Annotated in this window: 18 protein-coding genes; 10 read left to right on the plus strand and 8 right to left on the minus strand. The window is 63.1% G+C overall.

Annotation, left to right across the window (positions count from 1 at the left end; genetic code table 11):
• Positions 1 to 14: 14 nt before the first annotated feature.
• The gene (locus tag AC1DVW_RS21395) at positions 15 to 923 is read right to left on the minus strand and encodes a LysR family transcriptional regulator (RefSeq protein ID WP_477325678.1); all 909 of its coding nucleotides are present in this window, start codon (positions 921 to 923) and stop codon (positions 15 to 17) included.
• 93 nt (positions 924 to 1,016) lie between these two features.
• Here AC1DVW_RS21395 and AC1DVW_RS21400 point away from each other — a divergent pair, with 93 nt between their 5' ends.
• Positions 1,017 to 1,811 carry a phytanoyl-CoA dioxygenase family protein gene (locus AC1DVW_RS21400; protein ID WP_477325680.1) on the plus strand — a complete coding sequence of 265 codons (795 nt, stop codon included), beginning with the start codon at positions 1,017 to 1,019 and terminating at the stop codon, positions 1,809 to 1,811.
• A 162-nt stretch (positions 1,812 to 1,973) separates the two neighbouring features.
• A complete protein-coding gene (gene purD, locus AC1DVW_RS21405; protein ID WP_477325682.1) occupies positions 1,974 to 3,251 on the plus strand; it encodes a phosphoribosylamine--glycine ligase in 1,278 nt (425 codons plus the stop codon).
• 14 nt (positions 3,252 to 3,265) lie between these two features.
• On the opposite strand, the gene AC1DVW_RS21410 is transcribed toward purD, so the two are convergent.
• The 3 genes from AC1DVW_RS21410 to AC1DVW_RS21420 all read right to left on the minus strand — a co-directional run bounded on the left by AC1DVW_RS21410 (position 3,266) and on the right by AC1DVW_RS21420 (position 5,345).
• Entirely contained in the window at positions 3,266 to 4,402 is a 1,137-nt protein-coding gene (locus tag AC1DVW_RS21410; RefSeq protein WP_477325725.1) for a glycoside hydrolase family 25 protein, read from the minus strand.
• A gap of 155 nt (positions 4,403 to 4,557) precedes the next feature.
• Positions 4,558 to 5,061, minus strand: coding sequence for a GNAT family N-acetyltransferase (locus AC1DVW_RS21415; protein WP_477325684.1), 504 nt, complete (start codon positions 5,059 to 5,061; stop codon positions 4,558 to 4,560).
• On the minus strand, positions 5,058 to 5,345 hold the full coding sequence (locus AC1DVW_RS21420; RefSeq protein WP_477243502.1) for a type II toxin-antitoxin system TacA family antitoxin: 288 nt from the start codon (positions 5,343 to 5,345) through the stop codon (positions 5,058 to 5,060). The genes AC1DVW_RS21415 and AC1DVW_RS21420 overlap by 4 nt, the downstream gene beginning before the upstream one ends.
• A gap of 189 nt (positions 5,346 to 5,534) precedes the next feature.
• Here AC1DVW_RS21420 and AC1DVW_RS21425 point away from each other — a divergent pair, with 189 nt between their 5' ends.
• Together AC1DVW_RS21425 and AC1DVW_RS21430 are read left to right on the plus strand one after the other, a co-directional pair.
• Complete coding sequence (locus AC1DVW_RS21425; protein WP_477325686.1) at positions 5,535 to 7,304, plus strand: acyl-CoA dehydrogenase; 1,770 nt, start codon at positions 5,535 to 5,537, stop codon at positions 7,302 to 7,304.
• 19 nt (positions 7,305 to 7,323) lie between these two features.
• Positions 7,324 to 8,073, plus strand: a complete 750-nt coding sequence (locus AC1DVW_RS21430; protein WP_477325688.1) for a crotonase/enoyl-CoA hydratase family protein — start codon at positions 7,324 to 7,326, stop codon at positions 8,071 to 8,073.
• Positions 8,074 to 8,277: 204 nt separating this feature from the next.
• On the opposite strand, the gene AC1DVW_RS21435 is transcribed toward AC1DVW_RS21430, so the two are convergent.
• Together AC1DVW_RS21435 and pdxH are read right to left on the minus strand one after the other, a co-directional pair.
• A complete protein-coding gene (locus tag AC1DVW_RS21435; protein ID WP_477325690.1) occupies positions 8,278 to 8,910 on the minus strand; it encodes a LysE family translocator in 633 nt (210 codons plus the stop codon).
• A gap of 39 nt (positions 8,911 to 8,949) precedes the next feature.
• Positions 8,950 to 9,567, minus strand: a complete 618-nt coding sequence (gene pdxH, locus AC1DVW_RS21440; protein ID WP_477325692.1) for a pyridoxamine 5'-phosphate oxidase — start codon at positions 9,565 to 9,567, stop codon at positions 8,950 to 8,952.
• Between the two features lie 41 nt (positions 9,568 to 9,608).
• On the opposite strand from pdxH, the gene AC1DVW_RS21445 reads away from it, so the two are divergent.
• From AC1DVW_RS21445 to AC1DVW_RS21460, 4 genes are all read left to right on the plus strand, one after another.
• The gene (locus AC1DVW_RS21445; RefSeq protein ID WP_477325694.1) at positions 9,609 to 10,085 is read left to right on the plus strand and encodes an RT0821/Lpp0805 family surface protein; all 477 of its coding nucleotides are present in this window, start codon (positions 9,609 to 9,611) and stop codon (positions 10,083 to 10,085) included.
• 98 nt (positions 10,086 to 10,183) lie between these two features.
• Positions 10,184 to 11,116, plus strand: a complete 933-nt coding sequence (locus AC1DVW_RS21450; protein ID WP_477325696.1) for a DnaJ C-terminal domain-containing protein — start codon at positions 10,184 to 10,186, stop codon at positions 11,114 to 11,116.
• A 108-nt stretch (positions 11,117 to 11,224) separates the two neighbouring features.
• Positions 11,225 to 12,043, plus strand: coding sequence for an enoyl-ACP reductase FabI (gene fabI / locus AC1DVW_RS21455; protein WP_477325698.1), 819 nt, complete (start codon positions 11,225 to 11,227; stop codon positions 12,041 to 12,043).
• Between the two features lie 41 nt (positions 12,044 to 12,084).
• Positions 12,085 to 12,672, plus strand: a complete 588-nt coding sequence (locus AC1DVW_RS21460) for a histidine phosphatase family protein (RefSeq protein ID WP_477325700.1) — start codon at positions 12,085 to 12,087, stop codon at positions 12,670 to 12,672.
• 3 nt (positions 12,673 to 12,675) lie between these two features.
• Here the strand turns inward: AC1DVW_RS21460 and AC1DVW_RS21465 are convergent, their stop codons facing one another.
• Positions 12,676 to 13,392 (minus strand): carbonic anhydrase, encoded by a 717-nt coding sequence (locus AC1DVW_RS21465; protein WP_477325702.1) that lies wholly within the window; start codon positions 13,390 to 13,392, stop codon positions 12,676 to 12,678.
• 211 nt (positions 13,393 to 13,603) lie between these two features.
• Positions 13,604 to 13,858 (minus strand): DUF1344 domain-containing protein, encoded by a 255-nt coding sequence (locus AC1DVW_RS21470; RefSeq protein WP_477243520.1) that lies wholly within the window; start codon positions 13,856 to 13,858, stop codon positions 13,604 to 13,606.
• Between the two features lie 182 nt (positions 13,859 to 14,040).
• On the opposite strand from AC1DVW_RS21470, the gene aroC reads away from it, so the two are divergent.
• Positions 14,041 to 15,141, plus strand: coding sequence for a chorismate synthase (gene aroC, locus AC1DVW_RS21475; RefSeq protein ID WP_477325704.1), 1,101 nt, complete (start codon positions 14,041 to 14,043; stop codon positions 15,139 to 15,141).
• Between the two features lie 31 nt (positions 15,142 to 15,172).
• Positions 15,173 to 16,273 carry a 3,4-dihydroxy-2-butanone-4-phosphate synthase gene (ribB, locus tag AC1DVW_RS21480; RefSeq protein ID WP_477271821.1) on the plus strand — a complete coding sequence of 367 codons (1,101 nt, stop codon included), beginning with the start codon at positions 15,173 to 15,175 and terminating at the stop codon, positions 16,271 to 16,273.
• Positions 16,274 to 16,646 lie beyond the last annotated feature (373 nt).

Below are 16,646 nucleotides of genomic sequence, written 5' to 3' on the forward strand. Positions count from 1 at the left end.
CAAGACCGATCTGATCAGGTGAAAATATCGTGGGCGGAGAACCAGCCTTTCGCCACATCGATGAAGGCCAGCGCGACATTCGACAGGCGCTGGCGCGTGTCGTGGGTCAGGATGATCCGCTGCATGGGCAGCGGGTCAGAGAGCGGTTTGCAGATCAGCGGCAGGCCGTCATAACTCAAGTCACCATGCGGCCTGGTGTAGCTGACGGCCACGCCAAAACCATTGGCCACCATGCTGCGCTGCAGTTCGAACGAGCTTGTCCTGGTGTCAGCCACCGGCGACAGGCCACGGCTGCTGAACAGGTCGAGCATATGCTGCCAGCTGTGCGGCTGGTCGGTGGTGATCAATGGATAGGCCGCGAGATTCGCCAGGCTGACGGTCGCACGGCTGGCCAGCGCATGCCCGGCCGGCAGCAGCGCATGCGGCCTGAGTTCGTGCAGCAGGATGCGGGCGAAATGGCTGGGCAGGCCAAGATCATAGCTGAGGCCGAGATCGATGGCAGAGTCGCTCAGCCGCCGTCCCAGCGTCTCGAACGTCTCGTCGCGGACGACGATCTCGACGCCCGGGCAGCGTTCTGAGAAGGCGCGGATGAGAGCCGGCGCGAAATAGGGCGCCAGGTCCTCGAAACATCCCAGCACCAGCTCGCCGGCGACAGCCGCCTCGCGCGATCCCAAGCCGGCAAGCTCGTCCGCCTCGGCCAGCACCTGCTTCGCCTTCGCCACCGCTGTCCGGCCAAACGAGGTCAGCGAGATGCCGCTGCCGCGCTGGCGGACAAACAGTTTCTGGCCGAAATTCTTTTCGACATTGTCGATGGCCACCGAAATCGACGGCTGCGAGACGTTGAGCGTTCGCGCCGCCGCGGTGACGCTGCCGCGACGCGCCACGGCGACGAGATAACGCAGCTGTATCAAGGTCAAATTCATAGTCTGTTTCTATGTGTTGCATGGAAAGTTATTATTTTACCTGATGGGCAGCGGCTGCGATAGTCGGCCATCCCTTGAGAAGGAAGCGAACCGATGGCTGCCCAACACATCGATGCCGAGACAATTGCCGACTACCAGCGCGATGGCGCGGTCTGCATCCGTGGCGCCTTCAAGGACTGGGTCGACACCATCGCCGCCGGCATCGAGCGCAACATCCAGAACCGAAGCGCCACCGCGTCGGACATCGCCAATGGCCGCGGCAGTTTCTTCGACGATTATTGCAACTGGGAGCGCATTCCCGAATTCGCAAAAGTGGTGCGGGAATCGCCGGCCGCCGAACTGGCCGCGGCGGTGATGCAATCGCGCTCCGCCCAATTCTTCCACGACCACGTGCTGGTCAAGGAACCCGGCACGCAGAAGCCGACGCCCTGGCATCAGGACATTCCCTACTACTTTGTCGATGGCAAGCAGACCGTGAGCTTCTGGATTCCCATCGACCCGGTGAAGGAGGCGACATTGCGGGTGATCGCCGGCTCGCACAAATGGGACAAGATGATCCTGCCGGTGCGCTGGCTCGACGACAGCAATTTCTATGCCGGCGAGGGCGACTATCTCCCGGTGCCCGATCCCGACAACGATCCTTCCCTGAAGGTTCTCGAATGGGAGATGGAACCGGGTGACGCCATCTTGTTCGACTTCCGGACCGCGCATGGCGCGCGCGGCAACATGACCGCGGCCCGGCGCCGGGCGCTGTCGCTGCGCTGGGTCGGCGACGATGCGCGCTATGTCGAGCGGCCCGGCCGCACCTCTCCGCCCTATCCCGGCCACGACATGAAGCCGGGACAGAAACTGCGCGAGGACTGGTTCCCCACCATCTTCAGCAGCTAAGTCGTCTTCCAGAGCTGACGGAAGCTGGCGAGTTCCATGCATCGGGGACGTCGATGCCCAACGTTCCCGTGCGCAATTGGTCTTGAGGGCCGCAAAAGTCTTGACCCATCGCCCGGCGGGCAATAGCGCAGTCCTTGTCTTGGAATGGCAAGGGATGTTGGCATGCGCGTTTTACTGATCGGCTCCGGCGGCCGCGAACATGCCCTGGCCTGGAAGCTTGCCGCGTCGCCGCTGCTGACCAAACTCTACGCCGCGCCCGGCAATCCGGGCATCGGCCGCGAAGCCGAGCTGGTGACGCTCGACATCAACGATCATGCGGCGGTGACAGCCTTCTGCGCGGAGAAGAAAATCGACCTCGTCGTGGTCGGGCCGGAAGGGCCGCTGGTCGCCGGCATTGCCGACGACCTGCGCGCCGCAAATATCCGCGTCTTCGGCCCTTCGAAGGCTGCGGCGCGGCTGGAAGGCTCGAAGGGCTTCACCAAGGATCTTTGTGCGAAATACAACATCCCGACCGCTGCCTATGGCCGCTTCGGCGATCTGGCTGCGGCGAAAGCCTATGTCGAAAAGATGGGTGCGCCGATCGTCATCAAGGCCGATGGTCTCGCCGCCGGCAAGGGCGTCACCGTTGCCATGACGCTGGATGAGGCGCTGGCGGCGCTCGATGCCTGTTTTGACGGCTCCTTCGGCCAGGCCGGCGCCGAAGTGGTGGTCGAGGAGTTCCTCACCGGCGAGGAGGCGAGTTTCTTCTGCCTGTGCGACGGCGTTACGGCCTTGCCCTTCGGCACTGCGCAGGACCACAAGCGCGTCGGCGACGGCGACACCGGCCCCAACACCGGCGGCATGGGCGCCTATTCGCCGGCGCCGGTGATGACCGCAGAGATGATCGACCGCACCATGCGCGAGATCATCGAGCCGACCATGCGCGGCATGGCTGAAACAGGCGCGCCGTTTTCAGGCGTGCTGTTTGCCGGGCTGATGATATCGGACCAGGGCCCGAAACTGATTGAATACAACACCCGCTTCGGCGACCCGGAATGCCAGGTGCTGATGATGCGGTTGAAGGACGATCTCCTGGTTCTGCTCAATGCTTCCGCCGATGGTCAGCTTGCCCATACCTCGGTGCGCTGGCGCGACGAGGCGGCATTGACCGTGGTGATGGCGGCCAGGGGCTATCCCGGCACACCGGAAAAGGGCTCGGTCATCCGCGGGCTCGGCGGAGCCGCCAGCGATGGCGTCGAGATCTTTCACGCCGGCACCGCCATCAACAGCGGCGCGCTGGTCGCCAATGGCGGCCGCGTGCTCAACATCACCGCGACCGGCAAGACCGTCGGCGAGGCGCAGAAAAAAGCCTATGCCGCGCTCGACCGCATCGACTGGCCGGATGGATTCTGCCGCCGCGACATCGGCTGGCAGGCGATCGCGCGTGAAAAGGTTCGCTGAACCTCAACACGGCTCTAAAATGGGCGAGACGGGCCGTTGCCACTGGTGCGGTCGAGTCCCGTCGAAGCCGTGCTGACCGGGTCGGCCGCCGCGGTGAAGGCGGCCTCGAGCTGTGCCGGCGAACGCTGCTCGGTCCGCTTCCAGGCGACATATTGGACAATACCGAAATTCGGCCGCCGCGGTACCGTCTTCACCACCGGCATGCGGAAGCCGTCGCGGAACCTCGACCAGCGTGCGCCGATGACCGCGACCATCTCCTCGACCGTCGGTGGTGTCGCCACCGATGCGTAGGTGATGGTGACATTGCCGGCCAGGCCCGCCTCGCGCGAAACCGGCACCGGTATCGAAGCGAGGTAGTCCGCCGGCACGTCGATCAGGCCGCCAAAGGCCCATTGTTGGCGCAGTGCAGCTGCATCCATCGGCGCCACACTGACATCGATATCGTTGGGCGTGCCGGCGACCCGGTAGGGGCAACGCAACCGGCCGCAATTGGCTTGCGCCGAAAACTGCCACAGCGCGTAGCCTTGCCAGTTGCCCATCGGAAAATGCACGTCGATGTCGGACTTGTAGCGCGCGTACCAGAGCGGCAGCCGCGACAGCAGCCGGTACTTGTAGCGGTTGTCGGCGATGTACTGGGCTGTCTTGCCATTGGTGTAGAGCACCGGGAAGCGGCCGATGCGTCGATGCACCTGGCGCACGAACTCCTCGGCATCCTCGAGCGACATCCATTGCGTCGGGTCGTTGCCCTCGACATCCAGGGCCATCAGCTCGTCCGGCGCCGGTTCGGCGAAATCGATGAAACTGTTGGCCTGATCGACCGGATTGCCGGGGCGGGCGAGGTGATAGGCGCCCCATTTCAGACCGAGCGCCTTGGCCACCACCTTGCGCGTCTGGAACAGTTCGCGGGTCACCGCATAGCGTTTCCACAGCGTCTTGCAGAGTCGCACCTCGGTCTCGTCGCCGGAGCAGAAATAGGGCGGCGGCAGTCCGTCGGAGGCTTTGTTGATGAAGCCGACGACGCGCTTGTCGGTGGCCATTTGCGCCCAGTCGATGGAATTGTATTCGTAGGCGTCGATGACCAGTGCGCGGTCGGCGTTCTTCCACGGCTCGGCGAAATCCGAGGCCTGTGCGGCCGATGTCAGCGCCACCATCGCCGCGAGAGCGAGCGCTGAGCGGCGAAAAAGATGCGCCGGCGTTTTCAAACAGGGTGTCCCCGCTGACCAAACACCGATGGTGAACCGCTATGGTTAAGGAAATGCTTATCGGCGGATCAGCAGAGGAGGGGGCCGTTCAGAGCACGGCGACGTTAGCCAAAGAGCTTCAACGCTGTGGCTATGGGCAGGAACAGCGACAGCGGGCGGCTCTCAAATGGCATGAAGCCATGCTTGCGATAGAAAGCGGCAGCCTGATCATCCTTGGCATCAACGATCAACGCAAAGGACGCAGGCGCTGCCTGGACGCTGCGTCGAAACGCGTCCACGATCAGCGCCGTTCCGACTTGCCGTCCTTGGTATCGGGTGTCGACCGCCAGTCTGCCGATCAATATCGCGGGCAGGACGGGATAGCGGGGCAGGCGCTTCGTCAAGTCTTCCGGCAACGATGCGATGGGCACGCTTGACGCCGCCAGGGTGTAGTAGCCCGCAACAGCACTGCCGTTGCCATCAACGGCAACGAAGCAATTGCTGACCCGACGTTTGATGTCTTGGTTCGCTTGTTCACTGAGATAGCGGTCGAGCGCCAACACACCACAACTGAAAGTCGTGCGATCATGCGATCCGCTGAGCGGCTCGATGATCAGCTTGAGGCTCACCGGGATTCGACGACAAGTCGCTTGTAGGCGGCGGCCGCCTTACGCAACGCTTCATTGGGTTCGGGCGGATTGAGAATGGCCTCTACCAGAGCGCGCTGATCCTCGATGGACAGGCGGATGATAGCAGTCTCCTCAATGGTGCGTTGTGCAGCTTCTTGTGCCGCGAAGACCACGAAGTCGCTGACGCTGCGGCCCTGGATTTCGGCTGCACGTTTCACCACACTCAGCATATCTGGCGAAATACGAGCTTCAAGACGGGCAGTACGGGTCTGTTGGTTTGGCATCATTTCACCTCTTAGGCATGAATGTACGGTGATTGACCGTACATTTCAAGGGAGGCTTCTTTTGCAAAATCCGCGTGACAAAGTTTGACGTTTACGTAAAAAGAAGATGGGAGACCGCCCAAAGGCGGATGGTTTTGCGGCCGCGCTGGTCCTAGGGTCGGCCCGCAAAGGTAGGGAGGAGCAAGCGGCATGTACAAGGCACCGGTCGAGGATATTGCCTTCACGCTGAAGCACGTCGCCGGGCTCAAGCCGGCGCTCGATGCCGGCACTTTTGGCGATCTCGGCGAAGATCTTGTCGACGCCATCCTGGCCGAGGCCGGCCGCTTTGCCAGCGAAGAGGTGGCGCCGCTCTACAAGATCGGCGACGAGCAAGGTGCCGCGCTGAAGGGCGCCGCCGTTACCATGCCGCCCGGCTGGAAGGCGCTCTATCGCCACTGGATCGACGGCGGCTGGAACGCGCTGTCGGGGCCTGAAGAGTTTGGCGGCCAGGCGCTGCCGACCATGCTCGGCGTCGCCGCGCTCGAAATGTGGAACTCCGCCGCCATGGCCTTCGGCATCGGCCCGACGCTGACCATGGGTGCGGTCGAAGCGCTGGACAAGCATGCTTCCGAGGCGCTGAAGGCGAAGTATCTGGCCAAACTCGTGTCCGGCGAATGGATGGGCACGATGAACCTGACCGAGCCGCAGGCGGGTTCCGACCTCGCTGCCTTGCGCGCCCGCGCCGAGCCAGTCGGCGACGGCACCTATCGCATCTTCGGCCAGAAAATCTTCATCACCTATGGCGAGCACGATTTCACCGACAACATTATCCATCTGGTGCTGGCGCGGCTGCCCGATGCACCCGCTGGCACCCGCGGCATATCGCTGTTCCTGGTGCCGAAATTCCTGGTCGGCGACGATGGTTCGCTCGGCGCCCGCAACGATGTCTTCTGCTCCGGGCTCGAGCACAAGCTGGGCATCCATGCTTCGCCGACCTGCACCATGATCTATGGCGATGGCTTTGAGGGTGCTGTACCCGGCGCGATCGGCTGGCTGATCGGCGAGGAGAACAAGGGCCTCGCCTGCATGTTCACCATGATGAACAATGCCCGGCTTTGCGTCGGCATGCAGGGCGTCGCCGTCGCCGAAGCCGCGACGCAAAAGGCGATCGCCTATGCCAATGACCGCCGGCAAGGCAAGGCCGCAAGCTACAGTGGGGCCGGCATGGCGCCGATCGTCCACCACCCGGACGTGCAGCGCACGCTGCTGACCATGAAGGCGCTGACCCAGATCGCGCGTGCCATCAGCTATTCCTGCGCCCACGCCATCGACAGCGCGCGTGTATCGATCGGCGACGCGGCGACGCATTGGCGCGACCGCGCCAACCTGTTGACGCCGCTGGCCAAGGCCTTTTCCACCGATGTCGGCGTCGATGTCGCTTCGCTTGGGTTGCAGGTCCATGGCGGCATGGGTTTCATCGAGGAGACGGGTGCGGCAGCGCTCTATCGAGACGCCCGCATCGCACCGATCTATGAGGGCACCAACGGCATCCAGGCGATCGATCTGGTGGCGCGCAAACTGCCGCTCGGCGGTGGCGAGCACGTGCATGGCTACATTGCAGAACTGGCCGCTGTTGCCAATGCTGTGCGCACCTCCAACCTTGAGGGTTTTGGCCGCACCGCCGATACGCTCGACCAGGCGCTCGACGATCTCACGCAAGCGACGCGCTTCCTGCAGAAATTGCTGGCCGACGGTCGCTCCGACGAGGCGCTGGCCGGCGCCACGCCCTATCTCAGGCTGATCTCGCTTGCCGCTGGCGGCGCCTATCTGGCGCGCGGCGCGCTTGCCGACCAGAGCCGCATCGCCCTTTGCCGCTTCTTCGCTGAAAACCTGCTTGGCGAGGCACAGGCGTTGAAGGCACGCATTCTCGACGGCGCCGAAAGCCTTGCTCTTGCCGGCAAGACACTGATCTCCGCCTGACGTTTACAAGGAAAAGACCGTGACAGACCACATCCTCGTCGAGCGCCAGGGCGCCATCCAGATCATCCGCATGAACCGTCCCGACAAGAAGAACGCGCTGACGCGCGCCATGTACGCGACGATGTCGGCGGCGCTGACCGAAGGCGATGCCGATCCGGCGGTCCGAGTGCATGTTTTTCTCGGTGTTCCCGGCGCCTTCTCCTCAGGCAACGACCTCGCCGATTTCCTGGTTGTCGCCACCGGCGGCGATGGTGGCACCGAGGTCTGGGACTTCCTGCTGGCGCTGGCCAAGGCGGAGAAGCCGATGGTTTCCGGCGTCGACGGCATTGCTGTCGGCATCGGCACGACCCTCAACTTGCATTGTGACCTGACCTTCGCCACGCCGCGCACGGTCTTCCGCACACCCTTTGTCGATCTTGGCCTGGTGCCCGAGGCGGGGTCGAGCCTGCTCGCGCCGCAAATACTTGGACGGCAGGGCGCCTTCGCACTGCTTGGCCTCGGCGAGGGTTTTTCGGCCGAACGGGCGAAAGCCGCCGGACTGATCTACGAAGTGGTCGAGGAAAATGGGCTCGAAGCCTCGGTTCTCGCCGCGGCCGGCCAGATCGCGGCCAAGCCGCCGCAGGCACTGAAGATTGCCCGCGACCTCATGCGCGGCTCGCGCGACGACCTCGTCGCCCGCATTGGTGAGGAAAGCGCGCATTTTCGCGAGCGGCTGAAGTCGGACGAGGCGCGCGCAGCGCTCACCGCGTTCATGACCAGAAAGAGGTAGATCAAGGTCGGCCCGCAGGGCCGGGTGGGTGAAGCGCCGATTTGCACCTTGAAGCTCAGTCGCGAGTAGAGCGGTTCATCGTTTCACGGAAACGCAGAACCGCGTTATCTCTTTGTTTTGACGCAATTCCCAAGGGAAAGCGCTGCGCGCTTTTCCCGGGAAAACCGTTTCACATTTTTCCTGGAATTGCTCTAGCTGGCCAGCCTACCGGTGCTCGGTCGCGATACGGATGCCCAACCCGATCAGCACGAAGCCGGTCACGCCTTCGATGCAACGGTGGATCGATGGGCGGCGCAGGAAATCTCCCGCCTTGGCGACCAGCGTTGCGTAGAGTGCCAGCCAGGTGAACGTCATGACGGCGAAGACCGCTCCGAGACCGAGCAACGCTGAAAAACTCTCCCCGCCCGACGGCACGAATTGTGGCAACAGGCTGGCGAAGAACACAGCCATCTTGGGATTGCCGAGATCGCTGATCAAACCCTGCCGATAGGCGTTTGCCGCCGTCAGCCGTCGTGCTGGTCCGACAACAGCGCCGGCACCCTGGCGATGTGATGGTCGAACCGCTTCTTGCAACGCCTTGAAGCCGAGATAGACGAGATAGACGGCACCTACATATTTGACAGCAAGGAACAGAGGTTCTGAAGCGACGAGCAGCGCGACGATGCCCGCGCTGGTGGCCAGAGCCCAGATTATCTGGCCACTGGAAATGCCAAGCGCGGTAAACACGCCGCCCATGCGTCCGCCGAGCAAGGTGTTGCGAATGGTGATGGCGGTGTCGGGGCCGGGCGTGGCAATCACGAAGAACGAGACACCGAGAAAGGCAAGGAACAGGTTCATGGGGACACCCTTTCAGCCGAGATGGCTTTTAGGAAACACCTATGGATAAAGCCTCGTCTTGTCCCAACCGCCCTTGGCGTTACGGGAAAAAACGACGCGGTCGTGGAGCCGGAACGGCCGGTCGTGCCAGAACTCGATCGTCTGCGGCACGATGCGGAAGCCGGACCAGTGCTTTGGCCTGGGAATCTCGCCGATCGGATAGCGCGCCGTGTATTCGGCAACGGCCTTTTCCAGGGCGAAGCGGCTTTCCAGCGGCCGCGACTGTTTCGAGGCCCAAGCGCCGATGCGGCTGCCGCGCGGTCGCGTCGCATAGTAGGCATCGGCATCGGAATCGCTGACGATCTCCACCGGCCCGCGGATGCGCACCTGCCGGCGCAGCGATTTCCAGTGGAAACACATCGCCGCCTTCATGTTGCCAAGAATCTCGCGGCCCTTGGCGCTCTCGAAATTCGTGTAGAACACAAACCCCTCCTCATCGAACCCCTTGAGCAGCACCATCCGCACATTCGGCATGCCATCGGCATCGACGGTCGCCAGCGCCACGCCGGTGGGGTCGTTGACTTCGCCTTTCGTCGCATCGTCCAGCCATGCGGCAAAGAGGCGGAAAGGCTCGCCGGCCTCGGTAAAGTCACCGCTTGTTAACTCTGAGTCGCTCATAGTTTTCCCAAATAATTACAGTTGGCGGAGGAGATTGCCTGTTGTCGCGTATCGCGCAAGCTTTTGACAGCAGGCACTGGAGCGTTATCGCTTCGGCCAGCGCCAAAGCTGCGATCATGAGGGCTGCGATCGTGGCGACCGCTTTGCCGCTCGCCGCTTGCGGGGCAGGCGGCTTCAGCCTCGAAAAGGCCGAGGTCGACCGTTCGCTCCTCACCTCAAGTGCGCCTGACCCGACCGCGCCGCTCGATCAGGACCGCGCCTCCGACCAGACTACCATCCGCAACGCCGTGTCTTCCGCCGACATCGAGGAACTTGCCGGACAGGCGGTGCCCTGGGCGAATTCCGGCACCGGGTCGCGCGGTTCGATCACCGAGCTGGTCGAACTCAAGGACAAGGGCCAGACGTGCCGCCGCTTCAAAGCCTCGCGAGAGAGCTTCGACGGCGTCACCATGTTCCAGGGCGAGGTGTGCCTGGCCGGTGCCGGTGCCTGGCGCGTGCAGGACTTCAAGGCGCTCTGATATTCACGTCGATATCAGGTTCACGGCACTGGAATTTCTTCCTATACAGACGCATATAAAAGGCGACTGTAAATTCACCCCTCTTGCAGGCAGGAATCATGCGCGACCCCTATGAGGTGCTGGGCGTTGCCAAGAACGCATCGGCCAAGGACATAAAATCGGCGTACCGCAAACTCGCCAAGAAGCATCATCCGGACCAGAATCCGAATGATCCCAAGGCGAAGGACCGGTTTGCCGCTGCCAACCAGGCTTACGAGATCGTCGGCGACGAGAAGAACCGCGCCGCTTTCGATCGCGGCGAGATCGACGGCGACGGCAAGCCGCGCTTCCAGGGTTTTGAGGGTGCGGCGGGCGGCGGCGATCCCTTCGCCGGTTTTCGCCGCCAGCAGGGTGGCGCGGGGGGCTCGCGATTCGAATTTCGTTCGGGGCGTCCGGGCGGCGATCCGTTCGACGGCAACAGCGACATCTTCAGCCAGATCTTCGGCGATGCCTTCTCCGGGCAGCGCGGTGCCGGCGCGAGCGACCGCCGCCAGGCGCCGACCGGCGCCGACCTCAACGTGACGCTTGACGTCACCATCGAGGAAGCGGCGACCGCCGAGAAGGTGACGGCGATGTTCCCGGACGGCCGCAAGGTCGCGGTCAAGTTGCCCACCTATGTCGAGGAAGGACAGACCATCCGGCTGAAGGGGCAGGGCGAGCAAGGACCGGGGCAGCCGGGCGATGCGCTGGTCAAGATCCACATCCGCCGCCATCCGCGCTACCGCGTCGAGGGCCGCGACCTGCATGCCGACCTGCCGGTGACGCTGGCCGATGCCGTGCTGGGCGCCAAGGTGCCGGTCGAGACGCCGACCGGCAAGCTGGCGGTCAACGTTCCCGCCTGGTCGAGCTCGGACAAGGTTTTGCGGCTGAAGGGCCGTGGCCTGCCGGAAAAAGCCGGTGGTCACGGCGATCTCTATGCCCATGTGCGGCTGATGCTGCCGGAGGGCGGCGACAGCGAACTCGAGGCGCTGATGCGCGGTCGAAAAGGCTAGAGCCGGCATTTTCTCCCCCGAACTGTCGGTTTTGTGCGCTTGAAGGGACTCTGTGCCTGTGCGATAGGCTCTCTCCACAAAGCAGAAAATCTTGCGGAGAGCGCTCACATGGCGGGTGGACAGGGCATTATGGCCGGCAAACGCGGGCTTATCCTTGGCGTCGCGAACAACAGGTCGATCGCCTATGGCATCGCCAAGGCCTGCGTCGACCATGGCGCTGAGATCGCGCTGACCTATCAGGGCGAGGCGTTCAAGAAGCGCGTCGAGCCGCTGGCAGCGGAGCTTAACGCCCATGTCGCCGGCCATTGCGACGTCACCGATCCGGCAAGCCTCGATGCGGTGTTCGCCGACATCGCCAGGCACTGGGGCAAGCTCGATTTCCTCGTCCACGCCATCGCCTTTTCCGACAAGGACGAGCTGACCGGCCGCTATGTCGAGACGACGCGCGACAACTTCCTGCGCACCATGGACATTTCCGTCTATTCCTTCACCACCATCGCCAAGCGCGCCGAGGCGCTGATGACCGATGGCGGCTCGCTGCTGACGCTCACCTACTATGGTGCCGAAAAAGTGATGCCGCATTACAACGTCATGGGCGTCGCCAAGGCGGCACTGGAGGCCAGCGTGCGCTATCTCGCCGTCGACCTAGGCGGCAAGAAGATCCGCGTCAACGCCATCTCCGCCGGTCCGATCAAGACGCTTGCCGCGTCCGGCATCGGCGACTTCCGTTACATCCTGAAGTGGAACGAATACAATTCGCCGCTGAAGCAGACGGTGACGCAGGAGGAGGTCGGTGATTCCGGCGTCTATTTCCTGTCCGACCTGTCGCGCGGCGTCACCGGCGAGATCCATCATGTCGATTCCGGCTATCATGTCGTCGGCATGAAGGCGGTCGACGCACCGGATATTTCGACCGTCAAGGACTAGCCCTCCGCCTCCGCCTGAACGACGTATCTCCGAAAGACCTGATGTATCCGCTCGTCTACATCGTGCGCCACGGCCAGACGCAGTGGAACGCTGACTTCCGGCTACAAGGGCAGGCCGATACAGACATCAACGCGCTCGGCCGCGAGCAGGCGACTGAAAATGGCCGACATCTGGCTGAATTTGTCCATAACCCCGAAGATTTCGACTTTGTCGCCAGCCCGATGCGCCGCACGCGCGAGACGATGGAGCGCATCCGTGCGGCGATGCATCTCGATCCGCACGGCTACCGCACCGATCCGCGGCTGGTCGAGGTGCACTTTGGCGACTGGCAGGGTTTCACCTTTGCCGAACTCGAGGCCAGGAATCCCGGCTCGACCAAGGCGCGCCGTCGGGACAAATGGAATTTTCAGCCGCCGGGCGAGGGCGCTGAGAGCTACCAGATGCTGCTCGAACGGATAAGGCCGTGGCTCGATGCGCTCGACCGCCAGACGGTCTGCGTCACCCATGGCGGCGTCATACGGACCTTGTTTCGTCTGGTGGAAGGTGTTTCCGAACGAGAGGCGGCGCGCCTGGAAGTGCCGCAGGATCGGCTGCTCCGGCTGGATGGCCGGAGCCTGGAGTGGCTGTAGCTGTCAATCGATGTAGGTCACCTCACCCGTTTGTAGGTCATAGATCGCCGCGACGATCTTCAGCGTCCCCGCCGCGGTGAGACCGGCCAACAGCTTGCTCGAAACGGTCAGCCGCCGCGCGGTCCTGCGCGCGCTCTCTTTGGCGGCGTTGTCGACGAAATCGCCCTTTTCGCTTTGCACGGCGATCGCCGCCGGCAGGATTGGTTCGATCATTGGGCCGATCGCGCCCGGATAGGTGGCGTTCTTGGCGACCACGTCGCAAGCCGCCTTGACGGCGCCGCAGCTTGTGTGCGCGAGGACGACGATCAACGGCGAGCCGAGTACCGCCGCGCCGTATTCGACCGTGCCGAGCGTGGCTGTGTCGGCGAGATTGCCGGCATTGCGGGCGACGAACAGTTCTCCAATGCCGTGGCCGCCGAAGATCAACTCCGGCGGAACGCGACTGTCGGCGCAACTGATGATCGTGGCCCAGGGCGCCTGATGTGCGGCGACAGCGTTCCGCTGCGCGGCAAGGTCGATCGAGCAGAGTTCCGGGTGGCTGACGTAGCGTTCGTTGCCGGATTTCAGCGCGGCAAGCGCTTCATCGGGGGGCAGAGCGGGCTCAGCTTCTGCGGCGCGTGCCGACCAGGAAACCCCACCAAAACCGATCGCGACGAGCCCCGCGCCGACCTTGAGAAAATCCCTCCGGTCGACCCCTTTGCGCTTGCAGTCGCTGCACATTGTTCGGGCCCATCGCCGATCTTCTGATGGTGGTAGAAATCCACCGTGGCTTTATCTGCGAACTGAGATTGCGCCCAAGAAACGGCGCTGGCAAGGGTCAGCCTTTACCCAAGCGCTTCAGCGCCGGGAGTCGAAACGGGGTGATGACAGACGAAGGCTCAGCCGTTCCAAAATGGCGCAAGCGCCTTGCAAAGGCTGGTGTCGGAAAATCTTACTCGGTATCCGGCAGTTCCATGTCGGTGACGACATTCTCGCCATTGCTCACGTCATAGGCGATGACGATATCCATGCCCGGCTTCAGTGCATCGAGATCGGTTTCAGCGTTCAGCTTGTAGGATTTGCCGTCCTCCAGCGTCAGCGTCAGCGCGTCCTTGTCGATCGTCTTGATCAGGCCTTCGGTCTGGCCGGCATAGGCGGCGGTGGAAATCAGCAACACGGCGGCAACAGCGCCAATCAGGCTACGCATCATCGTCCTCTTGTCATTGCGCCGGCACGATGGCGGCGAGTGTCCAACGGGTGAATGGAACAGAGCAGAAACCAACCGAATGTGTCAAAACTAAATCCGCCAGATCACAGTTTGACCCCTGTGGAAAACGCCAATAGAAGGCAGGCTTGAGCCGGCTCCGATGCCGGGCAGGGCTGTCTTCCATGTCTCACAACACGTTTGGCCATCTTTTCCGTGTCACCACCTGGGGCGAAAGCCATGGCCCGGCGCTCGGCTGCGTCGTCGACGGCTGTCCGCCCGGCATCCGCTTCACCCGTGCCGAAATCCAGGCCGATCTCGACAAGCGCCGCCCGGGCCAGTCGCGTTTCGTCACCCAACGTCGTGAACCCGACGAGGTGAAAATCCTGTCCGGCTTCATCCTCGACGAGGATGGCGAGACGATGATCACCACCGGCACGCCGGTGTCGATGCAGATCGACAATGTCGACCAGCGCTCCAAGGACTATGGCGAGATCGCCCGCCAGTACCGGCCGGGCCATGCCGACTACACCTACGACACCAAATATGGTGTGCGCGATTATCGCGGCGGCGGCCGCTCCTCGGCCCGCGAGACGGCGGCGCGGGTGGCAGCCGGCGCGCTGGCCCGCAAGGTGGTGCCCGGCATGGTCGTGCGCGGCGCGCTGGTGTCGATGGGCGTCAAATCGATCGATCGTGCCAACTGGAACTGGAATTTCATCGGCGATGCCGAAAACCCGTTCTTCACTCCTGATCCGGCCTCGGTCGCAGTCTTCACCGAATATCTCGACGGCATACGCAAGGCTGGTTCTTCGGTCGGCGCGGTGATCGAGATTGTCGCCGACGGCGTGCCGGCGGGCCTTGGCGCGCCGATCTACGCCAAGCTCGACCAGGACATCGCTTCGGGCCTGATGTCGATCAACGCAGTCAAGGGCGTCGAGATCGGCAATGGTTTTGAGGCCGCCCGCATCACCGGCGAAGAGAATGCCGACGAGATGCGCATGGGCAATGACGGCAAGCCTGTCTTCCTGTCCAACAATGCCGGCGGCATTCTTGGCGGCATCTCGACCGGACAGGCGATCATTGCGCGCTTTGCCGTCAAGCCGACCTCGTCGATCCTGACGCCGCGAAAATCGATCGACAAGGACGGCAACGACGTCGAGATCATGACCAAGGGCCGCCACGACCCTTGCGTCGGCATCCGCGCCGTGCCGATCGGCGAGGCGATGGTTGCCTGCGCCATTGCCGATCACTATCTGCGTCATCGCGGCCAGACCGGACGCGTTTGACCTTCAACCTTGCCAGCGGAAGCGGGACGACATGCCTTACGACCAGAAGAAGATTGTCGAAGCCTTGCGCGCCTTCGAACGCGGCGAGATCGTCGTCGTCATGGACGATGACGGGCGCGAGAACGAGGGTGACCTGATCGTCGCCGCCGTCCATTGCACGCCGGAAAAGATGGCCTTCATCGTCCGCAACACTTCCGGCATCGTCTGTACGCCGATGCCGCGCGAGGAGGCCAAGCGGCTCAACCTGTCGCCGATGGTTGCCGACAATGATTCGGCCCACACCACCGCCTTCACCGTCAGCGTCGATTTCAAGCACGGCACCACGACCGGCATTTCGGCCGACGACCGCACGCTGACCGTGCGCAATCTCGCCAACGGCAATGTAGGCGCCTCCGATTTCGTCCGCCCCGGCCACATCTTCCCGCTGATCGCCCGCGAAGGCGGCGTGCTGATGCGTTCGGGCCATACCGAAGCCGCGGTCGACCTGTGCAAGCTCGCCGGCCTGCCGCCGGTCGGCGTCATTTCCGAGCTGGTCAACGATGACGGCACCGTCATGCGCGGCCCGCAGGTGCAGGCCTTTGCCGAAAAGCACAGTTTGAAGCAGATTTCGGTCGCCGACCTCATCGCCTACCGCCAGCGCAAGGAAACGCTGGTCGAGCGTGTCGCCTGTTCGGACATCGACACGCCCGGTGGCAAGGCGCAGGTCTTCACCTACACGCTGCCCTGGGATTCGATGCACCATGTGGCGATCGTCTTCGGCGACATCCGCGACGGCGAGGATGTGCCGGTGCGGCTGCATTCCGAGGATGTTGTCAGCGACGTGTTCGGTACCAGCCACAAGCTCGACGGCATCATGCAAGCGATGGGCGAGCGCAAGCGCGGCGTCATCGTCTATCTCAGAGAGGGCTCGGTCGGCGTCGCCCATCAGGAGCGCAAGCGGCCCGCACCCACCGATCGCGAGGATCACGAAGAGGCGCGCCGCCGCGAAAACGAATGGCGCGAGATCGGCCTCGGTGCGCAAATCCTGAAGGATCTCGGCATTTCCTCAATCAACCTGATCGCCTCGCGCGAGCGCCACTATGTCGGCCTCGAAGGCTTTGGCATCCATATCGCCAAGACCGAGATTTTGTAGTTCGTGCAAGAGTGACGCATCGGAAGGATTGCGGGCAGGTCGCATGCGTTGGCGATTGGCTGAAGCCTCCGTGCAGTCGTCATCCTATGGCGAAGCAAGGAGCGCAGCGACGCGGCGCAGACCATAGGATCCTGTGTGTTGGTTCGGGTGTATGGTTGAAGTGGGAAGGAGGCCGAGAGGATCCTGGTCATCCCTTTCGGGATAGTCCGCGGCATGGCTCGGTCCCTTCCCACCACTGAACCATCAACCTGAACAGTTGCACGGGGCTGTTAGCAGCAGACCCCGCACCACAGGAAGAGGCCTGGACATGATAGTGCAGAACTATGTCGGCTGCGACATCTCCAAGCAGCGGCTCGACTTTTTTGATGAGGCA

It is taken from the genome of Mesorhizobium sp. P3_B5, assembly GCF_056402815.1.

Bases quoted from the DNA above. Each gene is read 5' to 3' on its own strand.
- fabI (WP_477325698.1), top strand. From the start codon at position 11,225: ATGGCGGGTGGACAGGGCATTATGGCCGGCAAACGCGGGCTTATCCTT.
- aroC (WP_477325704.1), top strand. From the start codon at position 14,041: ATGTCTCACAACACGTTTGGCCATCTTTTCCGTGTCACCACCTGGGGC.
- ribB (WP_477271821.1), top strand. From the start codon at position 15,173: ATGCCTTACGACCAGAAGAAGATTGTCGAAGCCTTGCGCGCCTTCGAA.
- AC1DVW_RS21420 (WP_477243502.1), bottom strand. From the start codon at position 5,345: ATGCCAAACCAACAGACCCGTACTGCCCGTCTTGAAGCTCGTATTTCG.
- AC1DVW_RS21470 (WP_477243520.1), bottom strand. From the start codon at position 13,858: ATGCGTAGCCTGATTGGCGCTGTTGCCGCCGTGTTGCTGATTTCCACC.
- AC1DVW_RS21435 (WP_477325690.1), bottom strand. From the start codon at position 8,910: ATGAACCTGTTCCTTGCCTTTCTCGGTGTCTCGTTCTTCGTGATTGCC.
- AC1DVW_RS21465 (WP_477325702.1), bottom strand. From the start codon at position 13,392: ATGTGCAGCGACTGCAAGCGCAAAGGGGTCGACCGGAGGGATTTTCTC.
- AC1DVW_RS21400 (WP_477325680.1), top strand. From the start codon at position 1,017: ATGGCTGCCCAACACATCGATGCCGAGACAATTGCCGACTACCAGCGC.
- AC1DVW_RS21450 (WP_477325696.1), top strand. From the start codon at position 10,184: ATGCGCGACCCCTATGAGGTGCTGGGCGTTGCCAAGAACGCATCGGCC.
- purD (WP_477325682.1), top strand. From the start codon at position 1,974: ATGCGCGTTTTACTGATCGGCTCCGGCGGCCGCGAACATGCCCTGGCC.
- AC1DVW_RS21425 (WP_477325686.1), top strand. From the start codon at position 5,535: ATGTACAAGGCACCGGTCGAGGATATTGCCTTCACGCTGAAGCACGTC.
- AC1DVW_RS21410 (WP_477325725.1), bottom strand. From the start codon at position 4,402: ATGGTGGCGCTGACATCGGCCGCACAGGCCTCGGATTTCGCCGAGCCG.
- pdxH (WP_477325692.1), bottom strand. From the start codon at position 9,567: ATGAGCGACTCAGAGTTAACAAGCGGTGACTTTACCGAGGCCGGCGAG.
- AC1DVW_RS21460 (WP_477325700.1), top strand. From the start codon at position 12,085: ATGTATCCGCTCGTCTACATCGTGCGCCACGGCCAGACGCAGTGGAAC.
- AC1DVW_RS21395 (WP_477325678.1), bottom strand. From the start codon at position 923: ATGAATTTGACCTTGATACAGCTGCGTTATCTCGTCGCCGTGGCGCGT.